Below are 17465 nucleotides of genomic sequence, written 5' to 3' on the forward strand. Positions count from 1 at the left end.
AATATCACCTATGCGCTTGCAGCCACGGAGGAGCTTTGCAGCAGCCCTGCGTATTGAACGACCTTGTTCACGCTGTCCTCGGCTCCGCCGATCGGGCGGATATGAATGCCCCGGATCCCTTTGATTTGCCGAAGCTGCTTAATCAGCTCCGCAGCGATATGCAGGCCCTCTTCGCTCGATTCCGAAGCGGCCAGCCTAGCACGGAAGAAATCGGGAATCACGACGCCTGGAATCCGAAGCGCCCTGTCCACATGATCGGCGTCACGCAAAGGCAGAATGCTTGCCATGATGGTGACCCGTTCATGCAATCCGCGACGCCTTGCCTCTTCCATCCATTCTCCGATCAAGTCCATGTCGAAAACCAGCTGTGTCCGAACAAAGCTCGTTCCATTGTCCACCTTTGCCTCTAAGCGGTCAATGAGCTCCTTAATCGGTTTGCCTGCGATATTCTCGACCGTTCCGATCGAAAATTTGGGAGGCTCCTGCATCGGCGTTCCGTCAAAAAGCTTCCCCTCATCGGAAAATATTCGGGCATAGCGTACGAGCTCCATCGTCTCCAGATCATAAACTTCTTTTGCGTTTGGCTCCGTACCGACCTTGGCCGGATAGCCGCCCAGTATCGTAATATTTTTCACTCCCATGGCGGCAAGCCCCATAAGATCGCTCTGAATTCCCATTCGGTTCCGATCGCGCAGATTGATTTGTACAATCGGCTCGACCCCAACCTGACGGACGAAAAAGGCGCCGACTACCGGTGAAAGCCGGGCGATCGCAAGCAAATTGTCGCTTAAATCAACCGCATCTACGTACCCGCGGTAACGTACCGCCTGTTCAACGAGGGGACGGGGGTTCCAATCCCTCGGCGGAACAAGCTCGGCGGTAACCGCGAAATGATCGGGGTTTATACGCCCTTTTTCTAAAAGTATCGTCATCGCTGCACACCTGCCTTTCTGACGGAATGGATGTTAGATTTGGAACGTGCTCAGAATAAACGCTCCGGCCCGTGAATATTCGATAAGACAATCCTGAAGATCAAGCGGATGAACCGGAATCGTTCCTTCGACGAGGTCTTCTTCACGCAAGCCGTGCAGGCCGAGCCCGAACCGGCATACGTACACTTTTCCGCCTTCTTTGATGAATGTCTCTAACGATTCATTGTAATTCAGCTGACCTGCGAAAGCGGCGCTGCCGACCGTAGGGAAGCCCCGGGTAGCCAATGCATTAATCGCGCCGGTTCCATAAAAGTAAATGGCGGTTTCGTACCCTTTGCGTTGGGCGCGGATGGCTTGCAGGACGGCTACATAAGACAGGGAAGATTCATGGGCGATCCCGTGCACAAGCGCAAGAAACTTCTCCCCGGGGTTAGCCTTATAATCCGGGAATACCTTGGTCCCGCCGTACAGCTTTGTTCCAACCGGCAAGGACGGGTGTGGAATTTCGTTCATCGATTTCAGTTCGTTCTCAGTAAATGGGGTTGTCATGGTTTCATCTTCCTCTCACTATTTTTTATTTATGGATAAGGGCTCGGGCCCTAAGCCAGCTTGCTGAAATAATGCTCTTGTGCGTTACCCCAGAAAATCCTTTCCTTGATTTCTTCAGAGACACGCGCTCCTTGGATTTTCCAAAACTCGCTTTCATAATCGCTCCAAGGCTCGTCGCAGCCGAACATAATCCGGTCGGCGCCGATCCCTGTCCGATCGACCTCCTGAAGCAGCTTGCGGACAGCAAAGCCGATGGCCCAGCTTGTATCAATGTAAACCCGGTAGCCGCCTTCCATAAGCTCCGTCCAGTGGGAGAGCAGCCGGATATGCCCGCTGACGCCGCCGCCCATATGAACAAGATGTATTTTCAAATCCTTGCCCCACCGCTTGATGATTTCAAAAAATCCCAGGAGGTCGGAGCCCCCGCCCGGGCTGGTATGGAAATGAATCGGAATATCCTTTTCTATCGCCGACTGAAAGATCGTCTCGTGAAGCCTCGTCGTCTCCTCATCCCACTTTCGGGGATCCGCCGTCCCTCCAAGCAGATAGCTCATTTTTAAAGCGGCAATCCCCGGCTCTTCCAGGAGCTTCAGCGCGTTTTCCGTCAGCTCGCGATTTTGCGGCAGTCCCGAAACCCATAATGCCCCGGCGACATTGCCTCCTCCCTGCCGGCATAAACGCACGACCAATTCATTGTGGGAAAAAGGCTGCGCCTGAACGGGAATACCGTAGTTCGGAATGATCAGGGTTTTCTCCATGCCCCGGCACTTCATGAAATGCTCCAGCTCTTCTGCCGTAGCAGGTCCGGGATCGGCGGGTGAAATCGGCACCTCCGATTCATAGAACGGCCAAGGATCCAGATGGCCGACGTGATTGTGCACACTAAATACCTTTCGGCCAAACCCCATGGTCAGCGGAACTTCGTGCGCACATTTCTCCGGTACACGGACGATCGATTCAACCTTGGACAAGCTGACGCCGCTTCCTGCCTGATGCATCATGCACATGCAAATTCGCCTCCATCGTGTGATGCGGGTGATCGTGTATCCAAACCAGCTCACCCACGGTTTTCCAACCTAATTTTTCAAATAACTGCACATTTTGCTGCTGTACTTTGGCCAAAAACCGCCGCACGCCCCGATGCCTCATTTCTTCAACAGCCGCCTCGATTAAATACACACCGATACCCCTTAACCGGAATTCCGTTTTGACGGCAAGCCGTCCTCCCCACCATACGGAAGGATCCTCGACGTCCGGGTAGCAGCGAACCGTTCCCATTAACGTTTCGCCACTCTTCCAGGCGTTAATGTAGATCGATGCGGGATCGTGCTCATCGGCGTCCGATCCGTCAAACAAATGCTGCTCTTCCACAAAGACTTGCCGGCGAAGGGACATTGCCGCTTCAAGCTCATGCTCTGTCTTTGCTATGCGCACCTGACAGCTCTTCATCGACTCACCCCGTTCGTCCCGTTTTTTCGAAGGAGGAAAGGGCCGAGCACGCTCCGCATTTGGCGCAGCCCGCTTGATTGGCCTCAGAGGACAGACCCTCCTCCGCCAAAATGGCAGCCACGCTGCGGTAGGCCTCCTCCATGTATTCGCTCGATGGCGGCATGACATCTTCCAATAACGTTCCCGTAAGCGGCCTTAAAGGGACAATGAACGGATAAACCCCCAGCTGCGCCGCACGCCGGCATCCTTCCACGATTTTGTCGATCCGCTCTCCCATGCCGAGGATGACATAAGTGCTGACCTGATTTCTGCCGAATACGGATACGGCTTTTTCGAAAGCTTTAAAGTAGGTTTCCAGCGTAATCGTTGACTTGGACGGCATCATCCTGCGGCGAACCTCTTCATCGAAGGACTCGACGTGAAGCCCTATCGTTGTAGCTCCTGCATCCTTCAGCACCTGATACAGCGCCTCGTCATCGGGAGGCTCGCATTGAACCTGAATCGGAAGCCTGCTGACCTTACGGATGGCTTTGACGCATTCAGCCATATATAACGCTCCCCGGTCGGTCTCGTTCGGAGTCCCGGTTGTCAGCGTAATCTGTTTGATGCCATCCAATTCCTCAGCCGCCTGGACAACCTCCGCCAGCTGCTCGGGTGTTTTCATAGCGACGGTCGTTCCCGCTTCCAGAGAGTGGCCGATAGCGCAAAATTTACATCTCTGACTCGGGGCCCACCGGATACAGCTTTGAATGACTGTGCTTGCCAGTACATCGGAGCTGTGAAGCACCGCAATCTGGTTGTACGGGATGCCGTCCTTGGTTGTCCGGTCATAAAATTTGGGACGCGCAATCGGATCTACATACATCAGCTTCTTGCCGTTATACTGCAGCGCCAGCCCCTTTTCCGTACTTACAAGGGAGTAGGGCGAGGATGCAGCCGGTCCGTTTAAGGTTGGAAGCATCACCGGTTGGTCTTCCAGCATAAACGCCCGGTCGTCGGACGGACCTGCGCCCCCGCGTCTGCCGCCCTCAATGAGTCCGTTCGTGCGCAAGCCCTTGTTCTGAATATCCACCAACCAGCTGGAGCGGGACTGGCTCAATAGTTCTTCACTCTCTTCCACGTGATGATCCGGAATCATGTTACCCATCCCTTCTTTAGCTTTCTGGTCCTTAACCTGACGTCTGAATCATGTTTGTTAACTTATATGACATATAATAAGGGGTAACGGGGAGGTTTACCTCATCCAGTACACCATTTTTTTACTAATCCACTCCAATAATAGAAAAAAACCTCACATAAATATTGAAAATAAAATAAATAACTCAAATATATGGAAGATTATATTACATTGATGTATAATAATTATGTGCATTGATTTTGATTCGAGCAACAATCCGATGGTTAGGACTGCATGCTCAACCGTATGGAGGATGCTATGGAATGGAAACCAAACAAAGTAGAGGGCGTGCCGATTTATAAGCAAATTGCCGATTATATGGAAACCCGGATCATGAACGGGGAATATCCTAGCGGAAGCTGTCTTCCTTCAGAGCGTTTTCTCGCAGCAGAGCTAAGCGTGAACCGCGGAACCGTCATCGCAGCATATGACGAGCTGCTTGCGAGCGGGCTCGTCAAGAAGGTGAAGGGGATCGGTACGGTAGTGGATCAATCGTCATGGGGAGAAGGTTCCCCGAAGAGAATTCCGGACTGGGGACAGTATGTAAAAAGCGGCTTTTTCCAAATCAATAACCCGATCCATCAGCAAATTTATCAGATTATTCAGTCTAGAGATAACGTCATCAATTTCGCAGTCGGTGAATTAGCGCCCGATCTCCAGCCTATTCAGCTTATGCAAAGTATCCATCGTTCCATGGAGATCAACGACTATTTAGGTTATGAGCACATGCAGGGGAATATCAAGCTGCGGGAAACGATAGCCGCGCACCTGCGGAAATATAGAAGCATTGAAACGACCCCTTCTTCGGTCATCATTACCTCCGGTGCCCAGCAAGCGCTGCATCTGATTATCCAATGCCTGTTAAAGCCCGGGGATTCCGTAGCCATCGAAGACCCTTCTTATGCCTATTCCCTGCCTATCTTTCATTCAGCCGGTTTAAAAACCTACTTATTGTCCCCAGGCCAAGAAGGCATTGATCCCGATGAAATCATCTCGTTATATAAAAGAACCCGGGTCAAGATGGTCTTTTTGAATCCTACCTATCAGAATCCTTCCGGGGTGACCATGTCCGAAGATAGAAGAAAGAAAGTCATTGAAATCTCTACGCAATACGGAATCCCCATCGTCGAGGATGACCCTTACAGCGTGACCGGATTTCAAGAGCAGCCCATTGCGCCGCTGAAATCGCTGGATCGCGACGGCGCTATTCTGTATATCAGCTCGCTGTCCAAAATTGCCGCCTCCGGACTTAGAATCGGGTGGATCGTGGGACCCCAGCCTGTCATTGACCGGTTGGCCGATGCCAAACAGCAAATCGACTTCGGTCATCCGAATTACCCGCAATGGATTTCAGAACGGCTCCTTGCATCCGAATATTTTGATGCGCATATCCGTCAGCTTCGGGCAGGCTTAAAGGAGAAACGGGATCGGGTTGTAGAGGCTTTACGAAACGAGGTAGGGCCATACGTTGAATTTATCGAGCCTCAAGGCGGCATTCATTTATGGTGCAGATTGAAAGGAGAATGCGATGAAAACGCGCTATTTAGGGAATCGATTCAAAATGGCGTTATTTTTGCGCCGGGAACGACGCTCGGTTCCAATAAAGGTTTCATGCGGTTTACTTACAGCCGTACCGAGACCGGTGATATCCGGGAAGGCGTTCAGCGGTTTGCCGCTGCCCTTAAACGGGTAATGAAATAGCTTAACGGCAGATGGCGGCAAACTCTCATGCTTCAAGGATCCATCACATGATTATCACAAAAGAGACGGAAGACAAGTCATTTTCACATGATTTGTCTTCCGTCTTATATCAGGTACCGCAAAAGGTTCGGTAAGGACGCGCGGTTTCCGGAGGCAGTATGGAGTAATCAGCCTGTTCGGGAGTGTGCGCGAAGGGGTTTGAAAGAGCTTCAAGCAGCCGCTCCATCACACTGTAGTCTCCTTGTTTCACCGCTGCTTCCAGCGCCTCTTCCACCCGATGATTACGGGGGATTACCGCGGGATTGCTGCTGCGCATCAGCTGTTGCGAGGAGGCTTTGGATTCCGGCTGACTGCCTAATCTCGCCCGCCACCGCTCATTCCATTGAGCAAACTCCGAGGTTTTAAACAGATCCATATCCTCAAGCGTATCAAAAGTTAATGCGCGAAAGGTATTGGTATAGTCCGCACGATTCCTCTGCATTATACCGAGAAGATCTTCTATAAGGGCTTCGTCCTGTTCCTCTTCGTTAAATATCCCTAATTTCCCCCGCATTCCTGCAAGCCAACGAGAGCGATACAACTCCGTAAAATCGGAAATCGTATCCTGCGCGAGTTCAACCGCCTGCTCCTGATTGTCATGCAGCAGCGGCAATAGAGTTTCAGCAAATCTCGCTAGATTCCATAAGGCAATACGAGGCTGATTGCCATAGGCATAGCGTCCTTGCGAATCAATGGAACTGAATACCGTCGCCGGGTCATAAGCATCCATGAAAGCGCAAGGACCATAATCAATCGTTTCTCCACTTAGGGCCATGTTATCGGTGTTCATCACTCCGTGAATAAAACCGACGAGCTGCCATTGGGCAATCAGAGCAGCCTGTCGCTTGACCACTTCCTGAAGCAGGAAAAGATAGCGGTTCTCCTCAGCGTCAACTTCCGGAAAATGTCTTTGCAATGTGTAATCAGCCAGTGTACGGAGTTCCTCCACCTCACACCATTTTGCAGCGTATTGAAAGGTACCTACGCGCAAATGACTGGCGGCCACACGAGTCAGAATTGCACCTGGCAGCTCCGTTTCTCGGATAATAAACACTCCGGTGGATACTACCGCAAGACTGCGGGTGGTAGGAATTCCAAGCGCATGCATCGCTTCGCTAATGATATATTCGCGAAGCATCGGTCCAAGTGCCGCCCGACCGTCGCCGCCGCGGGAATAAGGCGTTCTACCCGAACCCTTGAGCTGAATATCGACCCGCTCCCCTTGGGGAGTCATATGCTCGCCAAGCAGCAGAGCCCGGCCGTCGCCTAACATATTAAAATAGCCGAATTGATGCCCTGCATAAGCTTGAGCCAGCGGCCAAGCGCCTTCGGGAATCCGATTGCCTGCAAGTACCGCTACACCATCTTCGCTTCGCAGCGCCGTCTCGTTCAGCCCCAGGGATGCGGCCAACGGAGAATTGAGAATGATCAATTCCGGCGAGCGTACCGGGTTTGGAGCAAGGCTGGAAAAAAATGATTCCGGCAGACGGGCATAACTGTTGTCAAAGTTCCAATCCGCTTCTATGATTGCTTTATTCTTTGTCATCGGATCTCCTTTTTCTTTTGTCTTTTTGTATCTTAGCTTTATCTTTTAGATCGTAGGCATGCTGATATTTTTTGTTATCTATTATCTATATTAACATAAGGCAGCTGCTTGTAGTGTCCGCTTATGCCGATTTATTACCTTATTTGTTATTTGTATTACACCCATGTAGGTCTTCATCTGCTTGTATTCTTCCAGCATTTCCTTATGCTTATTCTTATCCATGTATGTCACTCCTCCTTGCAGCGTCATAATGTCGAGCACCCCTGCTTTGTTAACAAAAAGGGGGCAGTAAAAGCGCCCGGTCAATAAGCAAGCGCCGATGTTAATATCCCATCTCCTTTAGCATTCTTGATAAGGTACGCAGCCTTTCCCCGATCAACTCATCATCATCGCTCAATGCTTGACTGAACAGTTTGATATCCTCATTAATTTTTTCATTATCCGTACACACTGCTACCGTCATTGCATCCCCCTGTAGACCAACCCGGTCGATGACAGGATTTTGCGGATCATATAAATTCTCATATTTGTAGGCTTCACGGAAATGCGCTAAGGATCGGCAAATCAGAATAGACAAATCAAGTACGCGATGGAGCGGGAGTTCTTCGGATTGCCGCGACCATTTTTCCCCCGTGTATCTCCATACTTTCGCAGAAATATCAACCTTTCCCCTATCGTTCCACTGAGCTAATCCCAAGGAAAGACCTTTTGCATCCGTATTCCGGGCTAATCGACCGTCAACCTGCTCATAGTTTTCAGAAACGACAACAGGTTTATGTTTTAATGTAGTAGGTATTTTCATCTGCATCCTCTTTTCATTTACTAAGTTAGTAATTTACTAAATCACTACTACATTCTAATTCATTTTCTATCGTTGGTCAATCACATAGGTAATCCCTGACGGTTACCCGTTATTTTGTCCAAAGGTTTTCCTTTGCAAAATAAAAAGCCCATGCAGAGCATGAGCTTTATCATAAGCACGAATTGGGAACTTTGGCTTGGACCGATTGTGACATGGGAAGTATTAATAAAACTACCCTTCCAGCACATCCGCCCCCAATTCGCCTGCAATTTCCATCATTTTAGGAATCACTGCTTCATTGGTGCCAGATACGTAAATATCTCCCCCATAATACCTGAATGGGATCTTTATATCGCCATAGCTCCACATAAAAAAGTCCCCCTCAATGGACATGGTTGTAGAGCCTGTCACCGTAAATACGGACGTATAGGAAAAATCAGGCTTGGACGAAAAATAGCGTTTGCACTCTTCCAAAGATATGGTTTGCGACGAAGGGTCGTCATTTTCCTTCAATGCTCTTGTAATTCGATAGCGTTGACTCATTGAGAACCCTCTCCATTAACGTGTAGTTTTAGTTCAAAATATTTCTCCGTAAAGCGAACCCGCTTAATTATCCACATGCCCTTACAAATTCTAAAAATAATTTAAAGTTATTATGATCCACCTTATAGTTGAATTCCGGATGCCATTGTACGGCTAAGATAAACTTTTTATCCTGCACAACCACAGCTTCGATTAGACCGTCTTCAGCTTTTGCCGCTGCCGCTAGCTGTTCTGATATTGTCTTAATTCCCTGATGGTGGTAGCTATTTACGCTTAGTAAATCGGTTTGCACAATACGATAAAGCAAGCTGTTTTTTTCTATATATACGTTATGTACGGGCTCAGTGTAGGGCGTTTTTTGCTTGTGTTCGACTTTATTATGAGTTCTGAATTGAGTAGGAATATCCTGATATAAAGTTCCGCCCAACAAGGCGTTAAACAATTGCAGACCACGACAAATCCCTAATGCCGGCTTATCCAATTCTACTACTTGCTTAAAGAGGATTGCCTCCATAATATCCCTTTCATTGCACAATCCCCCGCAAACATCTTCTACTTGCTCGCCATATAATTCAGGGTTAATGTCATGACCGCCTGTAAAGAGAAATCCATCAAACGTATTCGCTAGTTTTACGATGATCTCCGCATCCGAAGTTAATGGCAGCATGACCGGAATTCCACCGGCATCCTCAATTCCTTTCATGTACCCCGGAAGCATCCAGTAGCTTTCTTTTTGCTCATCATATAAAGGCAAGACTCCAATCATTGGTTTCCCCATTCCATTTCCCCCATTACGTATCCGATGCCAAGTAGATCAACATTGATTTCGCCTTATTATACACGATTATTCCAATGGAATGAAAAATTTGGCGTTTGAAAAAAAACAAGCGCTATAGTACTTTTAAAGCGGCTCCAGTATTCAGGACATGAAAAAGCTATCCCGAATTAGGATAGCCTAGCTTCTATCGATTAAATACTTTTATGCTCAATCCTTGTTTTTTCATTTTTGATTGTTTCTTGGCTAGACTGCTTCTGGTGTGTGGCAACCCAAATCCCCGCACTAATAAACAAAAAACCAAAAATGTGTTGTACCAGTAATTCTTCCCCCAAGTAGATAACCGATCCAATTAACGCAGTGACTGTACTTACGTTAAGAAAAATGGAAGACTTCCCTACTCCTAACCGTTGAATACAATTATTCCATCCTATAAAAGCTAAGGCCGTCAAAACTACGGAAGATAATATAACTTTGACCCAAGTGGTCCCTGTAAAGGTCATCAAAGAGCTCATATCTTGGCTTAGGGGTACAACAAAAAACATGATGGATCCTAAGATATACATAAAGGCAGTAATCGGAATGACTTGCATGGAATCAGACAATTTACGTATATAAACAAAGCTTAACGCTTGGGTGAACATTGAAATTAAGATTAAAATATCCCCGCTTGAAAAAGAAAATGAAGAAAACCCTTTAAATACGATAAAGCAAATCCCGATAAAGCTAAGCAGCAAACCGATATAATGACGACGGAAAAGAACTTCTTTTAACAACAAAGCCCCAAGAAGAGTAGTGGTTAACGGGTTTAGTCCCAAGATAAGAGCGCTATTTGCAGCTTGAGATATCTTAAGGCCTAACGCTAAGGTTAGCTGGTGGAGGAAAACGCCAAAAAAGCTAATGACAAGTAATAAGATCCATTGCCGTTTATTCGGACGAATCCAACCGAAACCAAGGTAGCATATGATTCCCAGCGTTAAAGCCGTTAAGAGCAACCGGATAAAAGCAAGAACTAAGGGATCGATGGTAAATAATAACGACTTAACCAAAATCATATTATGACCCATTACGATTGTCGTCACTGTTGCAAATAAATAAAGGCTTTTGGGAGAAAAACTCAAAAGACATCCACCTGCTTTTAGTCAATTTTGCAATGATCCATTTCTAGAAACAATCCATTTCCAGCAGTGCATAGAGTTCATGCATGGGTCTTATTATATTTTGCTTCATGGTCATTGAAGCGCTTTCCGAATCACGATTTTGCAAACACAAAATAATGGAACCATGCTCTTTCACAGAGGTTAGAGTTGCCGCGAGAGGCTGTTTTAGATTAACATAACTAAATCTTCTTATGTGCATTTGTAGAGAAGTGCTGAATGAAGCAATGTAAGGGTTTTCCGATATCTCAATAATCAAATTATGAAACTGTTCATCAAGCTCCATGGCCTGATAGGGCTGCCCGCTTTCGATAGCTTTGCCAAATTGATTATTAATTTCTTTCAACATGTCAATCTGCTCTTGAACAATCACCTTCGCAGCATATTCAGCGGCTAGAGAGTAAAGTGACGCCAGCGTCGGAAAGGTTTTTAAAATATGGTCCTTTTCCAAATTGGTCACTCTTGTTTCTTTTCCCGGATGCATAGACACTAAACCCTGAACCTCCAAAAGTTGAAAGGCCTCCCTTATCGGCGTCCTGCTTACACCCAATGCTTCGGCTAATTCAGCATCCATCAATTTTTCACCCGGTTGCAAGGTTCCATCTATGATCCATCTTTGAATTTGCGATAAAGCTCGATCTTTTGCTGACATTCGAATAGGGGAAGAAAAATTTTGAGGTACAGGCATTCATACCATCCTTTTATTGATTTGTGTTATATGCAATATATCGCATACGTATATGGATTACAATATTTATTTTAATTAGAAAAAATGTTCAATTAAAGGAAAAATATAAAAACACCGCCTATCAGCGGTGTGGATGGTTACGTTCTTCACCCATGCAATTAGGTTACCGGTGCCGGGTTAAACAAGCTTAAATCGTTGTGCAATCCCCATTGATCTGCCCATGTTTTCTTACGGCCGCTAGCGACATCCAAAATGAGACGGAAAATTTCCCAGCCTATATCTTCAATTGTGGCCTCGCCGGTTGCAATTCTCCCCGCATTCACATCGATCAAATCATCCCATTGCTCTTTCAAGATATTGCGAGACGATACTTTAATCACCGGCGCCATAGCCAATCCGTAAGGCGTTCCCCGTCCGGTCGCAAAAACATGAACGTTCATCCCGGCGGCCAATTGCAAAGTACCGCATACAAAATCGCTAGCAGGCGTTGCCGCAAAAATCAATCCTTTTTGGGCTGCCTTTTCTCCTGGAGACAAAACGCCTACAATCGGGCTCGTGCCTGATTTTACGATCGATCCAAGCGATTTTTCCACTACGTTGGCCAGTCCGCCTTTTTTATTGCCGGGCGAGGGGTTAGCGCTTCGATCCGCTTCGCCATTTTGCAAATAGTTATCATACCACTTCATTTCCCGAATCAAGGCTCGACCGACTTCCTCATTAGCCGCCCGTGGCGTCAATAAATGAACGGCGTCCCGCACCTCAGTCACTTCTGAAAAGAAAACCGTCGCTCCAGCTCGAACTAACAAGTCAGCCGCATAACCTATCGCCGGATTGGCAGTAACTCCGGAGAAAGCATCGCTCCCTCCGCATTGCAAGCCAACCACCAAATCGGAAGCAGGACAAGTCACGCGCTGCCGTCGATTTAATATCGCCAATCGCTCTTCCGCCATGTCCAAAATGGATTGAATCATTTTACCAAAACCCCGGTGGTCTTGTAATGAAACTAGATTTGCAGGTTCACCATCCGGAATTAATCTTTGCGGAATCAGTTTCTCACAACCCAATCCAACGACCATGACCTCCCCGCCAAAGTTCGGGTTCGTTGCAATGTTTTGAATCGTGCGAATCGGGATAATGGCTTCTGGCGCATTAATGGCGACACCGCACCCGTAATTATGATGTAATGCCACTACATCTTCTACATTAGGGTATTTAGGGAGAAGCTCCTCTTTAATCCGTTTTACGGCATAATCAAGTACGCCTACGACACATTGAACACTTGTCGTAATGCCGAGTATATTTTTGGTACCGACGCTCCCGTCCGCGTTGCGATATCCTTCAAAGGTATATCCTTCAAGCGGAGACTGCGGTTTGGGAACATGGTTTGCAATCTGTAATTCTTCCAACCGTGGAGCTGTCGGCATGCCGACCAAGGATTCGTCAACCCAACATCCCCTTTTTATCGGCCGAACCGCATAACCAATGACTTCGCCATAGCGAATAATAGCTTCATCCTGATCCAGGTCGGTCAATGCTACTTTATGTCCTTGAGGAACCTTTTCCAGCAGGGTAAGGCCGCAGGGAAACTCGCTTCCTTCAGGCAAGCCTCCGGAATTGACAATGATCGCCACATTATCGTTGGGATTAACTTTGATGTAAAGCGGCTCGTCTTCCGTATTGATTTTTAATGACATCATCCTAATTCCCCTTCCTCGACTATGGCCACAGCGTTTAAACGTTATATCTGCCGATATTTATGCTTTTTTGACCTCTTTGGGGAACCTTTCAAAAGCTGCTTTCAAGATCGCTTCCAGCTGCTGATAGTGATCTTTCTCTACCGGAGTGATCGGCGGCCGTACGTGTGTTCCTACCGGCAATCCGACAATCTCCATTCCCGCTTTGATCAAAGAGACAGCGTAACCTTTTCTCTGTCTGCGGATACGATTAATCGGCAGTATGACGTGCAAGTAAAGCTCATTCAGCAGTTCTTTCTTGTCGTTAAGCAGCGCGTCGTAGAACATCGCAGAAATATGGGGAATGTAGTTGGAAATAGCGGAAGAATAAGCGTTAAAGCCCAGCTTCACATAGGCGGGCATGGTGACTTCAGCCATCGGCATACCGTTTAAATATTGCAAGCGGCTTCCAATGGTTTGCGTGATTTCAATATTGAGGTCCATATTTCCAAGACCGTCCTTTACTCCTACAAGCTGAGGGTATTGCACTAAGCGATGAAGCGTTTGCAAATTTAACACGCTGTTGTCCCGCTGATACACGATGGCGTTCAAACCCGTACTTCCGATGATAGCGCTTAAATATTGATACAATCCTTCTTGCTCGGGTTCAATCAAGTAAGGAGGGAGAATCAAGTACCCGTCAGCGCCCAGCTTTTCGGACAGCTCTGCCAATTCCAATGCATGATTAAGGTTGCCTCCTACCCCGCTATAAACAGGAACTTTGCCTTTGGTGACGGACAGTGCCGTTTCAAGCATACTTTGATATTCGGCAGGGGAAAGAGCGTGAAATTCACCAGAACCACAGGCGATGAAAATGGATTTCAACCCTTCATCAAGCAAAAACTGAATGTTACTCTCCAAAGCTTTCAGATCAAGCTTCCCTTGAGAATCCATAGGAGCAACGGGAAATCCTAAAATTCCAGTAGGTATTGCTTTTCCATTATCCATCGTTGTTTGATCACCTTTCGTATGTAAAATTATAACATCTAGTTTTTTTATTGTAAGACAATATACATTATGCGTCAATTAAAAATATATTTATAACCAATCCTTATTAAAATAAAAAAACTGCCCGAAGACAGTCTTATGAGCTCTGGAAACCAGGTTTTATGCGCTTTTATCCTATGCGAATATCACTGTTTATCTTCATCCTTTAATCCCTCAGAAGCTTATCCCGGACGTAACTCAGATGCCGAAACATGCGGATGTACGCTTCGAAGGGGTCCCGCTTGGCGAGGGCATGGTAGATTTCGGTATGAAAACGAACGGTCACATCCCGTTCCCTGAATTTTGTTTCGCTGTTCATTCTCTCATGTGCCATCAATAAAGAATCACTCATGCCCTCGACGATCGGGTTGTTGGCACTCTCAAAAATGATGCGGTGAAAAGCGATATCGATCTCACCATAATGATGATCTTTGCTGTTTGCCATTTGATCTATCGTTTGCTTTAATCTAGCCAACTGCTCGTCAGTTATCTTTTCTGCCGCAATCGTCACGAGTCCGAGCTCAAGAGCCATCCGGGCTTCAATGAGATTCGGCAGATTATCAGCTGCCAGGGCGAGCATCACCGAGAAAGGATTGCTCCCGACTTTTTTGTTAAAGTACACTTCTCCGCGTGCTTTTCGAGTAATGACTTCGAGGGTCTCCAGCGAGCTTAATGCCTCCCGCAGCACCGGCCTGCTCACACCCAGCATTTCAATTAATTCTGTTTCCGAAGGCAATTTATCTCCAGGTTTAAGCTGCCCGCTAATAAGCAGCTCTACAATCCGCTCCACCACTTGTTTCGGCAATGAACTACGCTGGATAGCCCCGATTTCAATAGGGCCGGATTCTTTTAGCTCCTCCATGATAATACCTTCTTCCTAAACCAATTCGTTAGACCGATTTCCTGCAAGGATACCGGTTCAAGATTATGAGCTCTTAAACGGTAGACGATACTCAAGAGACGCATAACGTTCAACCTTTAGACGGAATATTCTCTCCGTATCTTCTGGCGCACATAATTAAGATGGCGGTACATTTGTACAAATGCATCGTGCGAATCCCTCTTCGCTAAGGCATGATAAATCGCCAAGTGATGTTCAACGGTCACATCGCGGTCTCTAAATTTAACTATGCTGCCCGTTTTATCAAATGCAATTAACAAGGAATCCACCATGCCCTCAAGAATAGGATTATCTGCGCTTAACGCAATGATCCGATGGAATTCCTTATCTATGTTACCATAATTGTTGTCCGTGCTTTGAGAAATTTGATCTATAGTTTCTTTCAATCCGGCCAATTGTTCATCATTTATTTTTTCAGCGGCTACCGTAACCAATCCCAACTCCAAGGCCATCCGCGCTTCCATAATGCCTGGTAAATTAGCGATCGACAAGGACAGCATGACGGAAAAAGGCGTGCTTCCGATTTTATTGTTAAAGTACGTGCCGCCTCGTGTTTTTCGTGTAATCACTTCAAGGGTTTCCAGGGAGCTTAACGCTTCACGCAAAACCGGCCTGCTCACTTCAAGCTGTTCCATGAGTTCCATTTCGGGCGGTAATTTGTCTCCGGGTTTGAGCTGCCCGCTATTTAATAATTCCACAAAGCGCTCCACCACCTGCTTGGGCAGCTTCTTTCGATTGACGGATTCCACTTCGATCTTTGAGGACTCACTCATCTTTGTCGTTCCTCTCCCTATCCATTTTATATTTTTATATTGTATGACAATTGAAATGCTATAACAATATGAATTTGCCATGTAATTACGGAACGCTTCCTAAATTATATGATAAATAAAATATACCATTTTGACTGTTTTAGTATTAAACATTACTATAGTTTATAGTTGAATGCATTCGAGGCAGAGGCGAGAAAAAAACGGATGCGCGATGACACAAAGGAAGAATTCCAATTCATTTTACCAGCATCTGGTTTTCATGGAGGTTATATTTTGATTAGAAAATGGTCTATATGGTTTGCAATTCTTCTTTTCAGTTTGATGGCATGTGCCCCAGTATCCGCCCATACATATAGCGTTGCCTATACAAAAATCGATTTACTTCCAGCCCAAACCATTGTACAGTTTGCCATTGATGATTTATCCGTGATCGAGGGTGTTGACGGAATGGATATAAGCGGGGACAACAACTTAGATGCGGATGAACTTGCTCAAGGTCAGGCTAAGATCGCGAAATGGATAGATCAAAATCTCGAGATTCAAATTAACGGGCGTAAAACAAGCTTGCTGGGAGCCCAGTTTTCATTGAATGACGAGCTCCCGTTCAAAGATGAATTCATGTTTGAAGACAACAAAGGTTATGAAGATCATAGCATCCCCAATATCAAACTAGTCACAGCCAAGGTTATACTCGATGCGGTTCAGCCTGGTGAATCGGTTACGATACAGGATCACTTTCAGGATTTTATACCGGCGGAATACGGGAACTTTATCAACATCCTGAACAATGGGCAATTGCAAGTAACGACTCTTTTGTTTCAAGGTCAGTGGAGCTATACTTTCAAAACGGAACCCTCATCTCAAAACGCTTCGGTTATACCTGCACCTGCAAGTGTCGATTGGATGCGATTTTTGAAACTGGGGTCCGAGCACATCTTAACCGGGTTAGATCATTTATTATTTTTGCTTACCCTGATTTTATTAAGAATGCGGGTAAGAGAATATGCAAAAATCATTACCTCTTTTACCATTGCTCACAGCTTGACTCTGGGTCTTACCGTTCTTGGCATCATCACTCTGCCTTCCAAATTTATTGAATCGATGATCGCCTTGAGCATCATGTATGTTGCCCTTGAAAATTTATTTTTCCCGAAAAATGCAAAGCATCGTTGGTGGCTCACGTTCTTATTCGGTCTTATTCATGGGATGGGTTTTGCGGATCTCCTTGTACAGATGAATCTTCCTCCTAGGCAGCTGGTAGAATCATTACTGAGCTTTAATCTGGGAATTGAAATAACACAGCTTATACTAATCGCTCTTGTTTTTCCTCTTCTATGGTACTGGTACAGATCCCGTTGGTATCCGAGTACCTATAGAATCCTAAATGCTTTCGCTGTCGGAATCGCTTTTGTTTGGGTGATCCAACGCATATTGGCGTAAATGATTTGCGTTAGCCAAATCATATGGCTAACCAGATGGCCGCTCCTAACCGGTCATTTTTCCGATGCCAACCACCTCCGAAGTCAGCATCTAAAATCATCAAGCCCGATTTTAAGCTCAAAGAAACGCGGCCAAACATCATATAAATCGAGTAGGAGGGGGCGCCTAGCCCCCGACCTCTCACACCACCGTACATGCGGGTCCGCATACGGCGGTTCCAAAAGGTTAACAAAGCTCTAAATAACGAGAAAGCAAACTTCTCAGCCCTTTCGC

Annotated in this window: 19 protein-coding genes; 2 read left to right on the plus strand and 17 right to left on the minus strand. The window is 46.6% G+C overall.

The features are described from left to right. Positions 1 to 8: 8 nt before the first annotated feature. From ACZYR9_RS11125 to ACZYR9_RS11145, 5 genes are read right to left on the minus strand one after another with little or no spacing between them, the layout of a single operon-like run. A complete protein-coding gene (locus ACZYR9_RS11125; RefSeq protein ID WP_488978552.1) occupies positions 9 to 932 on the minus strand; it encodes a methylenetetrahydrofolate reductase in 924 nt (307 codons plus the stop codon). A gap of 33 nt (positions 933 to 965) precedes the next feature. Then, on the minus strand, positions 966 to 1481 hold the full coding sequence (locus ACZYR9_RS11130) for an MSMEG_0572/Sll0783 family nitrogen starvation response protein (protein ID WP_488978553.1): 516 nt from the start codon (positions 1479 to 1481) through the stop codon (positions 966 to 968). A gap of 50 nt (positions 1482 to 1531) precedes the next feature. Continuing rightward, a complete protein-coding gene (locus ACZYR9_RS11135) occupies positions 1532 to 2488 on the minus strand; it encodes an amidohydrolase family protein (protein ID WP_488978554.1) in 957 nt (318 codons plus the stop codon). Next, on the minus strand, positions 2439 to 2930 hold the full coding sequence (locus tag ACZYR9_RS11140) for an MSMEG_0567/Sll0786 family nitrogen starvation N-acetyltransferase (RefSeq protein ID WP_488978555.1): 492 nt from the start codon (positions 2928 to 2930) through the stop codon (positions 2439 to 2441). The genes ACZYR9_RS11135 and ACZYR9_RS11140 overlap by 50 nt, the downstream gene beginning before the upstream one ends. A 4-nt stretch (positions 2931 to 2934) precedes the next feature. Further along, on the minus strand, positions 2935 to 4068 hold the full coding sequence (locus ACZYR9_RS11145; protein ID WP_488978556.1) for an MSMEG_0568 family radical SAM protein: 1134 nt from the start codon (positions 4066 to 4068) through the stop codon (positions 2935 to 2937). 297 nt (positions 4069 to 4365) lie between these two features. Here ACZYR9_RS11145 and pdxR point away from each other — a divergent pair, with 297 nt between their 5' ends. After that, positions 4366 to 5808 carry a MocR-like pyridoxine biosynthesis transcription factor PdxR gene (gene pdxR, locus ACZYR9_RS11150; protein WP_488978557.1) on the plus strand — a complete coding sequence of 481 codons (1443 nt, stop codon included), beginning with the start codon at positions 4366 to 4368 and terminating at the stop codon, positions 5806 to 5808. Between the two features lie 109 nt (positions 5809 to 5917). Here the strand turns inward: pdxR and ACZYR9_RS11155 are convergent, their stop codons facing one another. From ACZYR9_RS11155 to ACZYR9_RS11205, 11 genes are all read right to left on the minus strand, one after another. Continuing rightward, positions 5918 to 7393 carry a protein adenylyltransferase SelO gene (locus ACZYR9_RS11155; RefSeq protein ID WP_488978558.1) on the minus strand — a complete coding sequence of 492 codons (1476 nt, stop codon included), beginning with the start codon at positions 7391 to 7393 and terminating at the stop codon, positions 5918 to 5920. A 90-nt stretch (positions 7394 to 7483) separates the two neighbouring features. Then, complete coding sequence (locus ACZYR9_RS11160; RefSeq protein WP_488978559.1) at positions 7484 to 7615, minus strand: hypothetical protein; 132 nt, start codon at positions 7613 to 7615, stop codon at positions 7484 to 7486. A gap of 100 nt (positions 7616 to 7715) precedes the next feature. Continuing rightward, positions 7716 to 8195 (minus strand): DUF6530 family protein, encoded by a 480-nt coding sequence (locus ACZYR9_RS11165; protein ID WP_488978576.1) that lies wholly within the window; start codon positions 8193 to 8195, stop codon positions 7716 to 7718. A gap of 231 nt (positions 8196 to 8426) precedes the next feature. After that, positions 8427 to 8738: a hypothetical protein gene (locus tag ACZYR9_RS11170; RefSeq protein WP_488978560.1), complete on the minus strand. Its 312-nt coding sequence runs from the start codon at positions 8736 to 8738 to the stop codon at positions 8427 to 8429. Positions 8739 to 8805: 67 nt separating this feature from the next. Continuing rightward, positions 8806 to 9516 carry a gamma-glutamyl-gamma-aminobutyrate hydrolase family protein gene (locus tag ACZYR9_RS11175; protein WP_488978561.1) on the minus strand — a complete coding sequence of 237 codons (711 nt, stop codon included), beginning with the start codon at positions 9514 to 9516 and terminating at the stop codon, positions 8806 to 8808. Positions 9517 to 9707: 191 nt separating this feature from the next. Continuing rightward, a complete protein-coding gene (locus ACZYR9_RS11180) occupies positions 9708 to 10634 on the minus strand; it encodes a DMT family transporter (protein WP_488978562.1) in 927 nt (308 codons plus the stop codon). 43 nt (positions 10635 to 10677) lie between these two features. Beyond that, positions 10678 to 11358 carry a GntR family transcriptional regulator gene (locus ACZYR9_RS11185; RefSeq protein ID WP_488978563.1) on the minus strand — a complete coding sequence of 227 codons (681 nt, stop codon included), beginning with the start codon at positions 11356 to 11358 and terminating at the stop codon, positions 10678 to 10680. A 158-nt stretch (positions 11359 to 11516) separates the two neighbouring features. Then, positions 11517 to 13052, minus strand: coding sequence for a galactarate dehydratase (garD, locus tag ACZYR9_RS11190; RefSeq protein ID WP_488978577.1), 1536 nt, complete (start codon positions 13050 to 13052; stop codon positions 11517 to 11519). Positions 13053 to 13112: 60 nt separating this feature from the next. Continuing rightward, positions 13113 to 14039, minus strand: a complete 927-nt coding sequence (gene kdgD, locus ACZYR9_RS11195; RefSeq protein WP_488978564.1) for a 5-dehydro-4-deoxyglucarate dehydratase — start codon at positions 14037 to 14039, stop codon at positions 13113 to 13115. A gap of 205 nt (positions 14040 to 14244) precedes the next feature. After that, the gene (locus tag ACZYR9_RS11200) at positions 14245 to 14940 is read right to left on the minus strand and encodes a FadR/GntR family transcriptional regulator (RefSeq protein ID WP_488978565.1); all 696 of its coding nucleotides are present in this window, start codon (positions 14938 to 14940) and stop codon (positions 14245 to 14247) included. Between the two features lie 116 nt (positions 14941 to 15056). Further along, positions 15057 to 15752 carry a FadR/GntR family transcriptional regulator gene (locus ACZYR9_RS11205; protein WP_488978566.1) on the minus strand — a complete coding sequence of 232 codons (696 nt, stop codon included), beginning with the start codon at positions 15750 to 15752 and terminating at the stop codon, positions 15057 to 15059. Between the two features lie 204 nt (positions 15753 to 15956). Between ACZYR9_RS11205 and ACZYR9_RS11210 the strand changes: the two genes are divergently transcribed. After that, complete coding sequence (locus ACZYR9_RS11210) at positions 15957 to 17192, plus strand: HupE/UreJ family protein (protein ID WP_488978567.1); 1236 nt, start codon at positions 15957 to 15959, stop codon at positions 17190 to 17192. A gap of 19 nt (positions 17193 to 17211) precedes the next feature. Here the strand turns inward: ACZYR9_RS11210 and ACZYR9_RS11215 are convergent. Further along, a partial coding sequence (locus ACZYR9_RS11215) for a hypothetical protein (RefSeq protein ID WP_488978568.1) occupies positions 17212 to 17465 on the minus strand: 254 nt, incomplete at its 5' end.

This window comes from Paenibacillus sp. F024 (assembly GCF_057814255.1).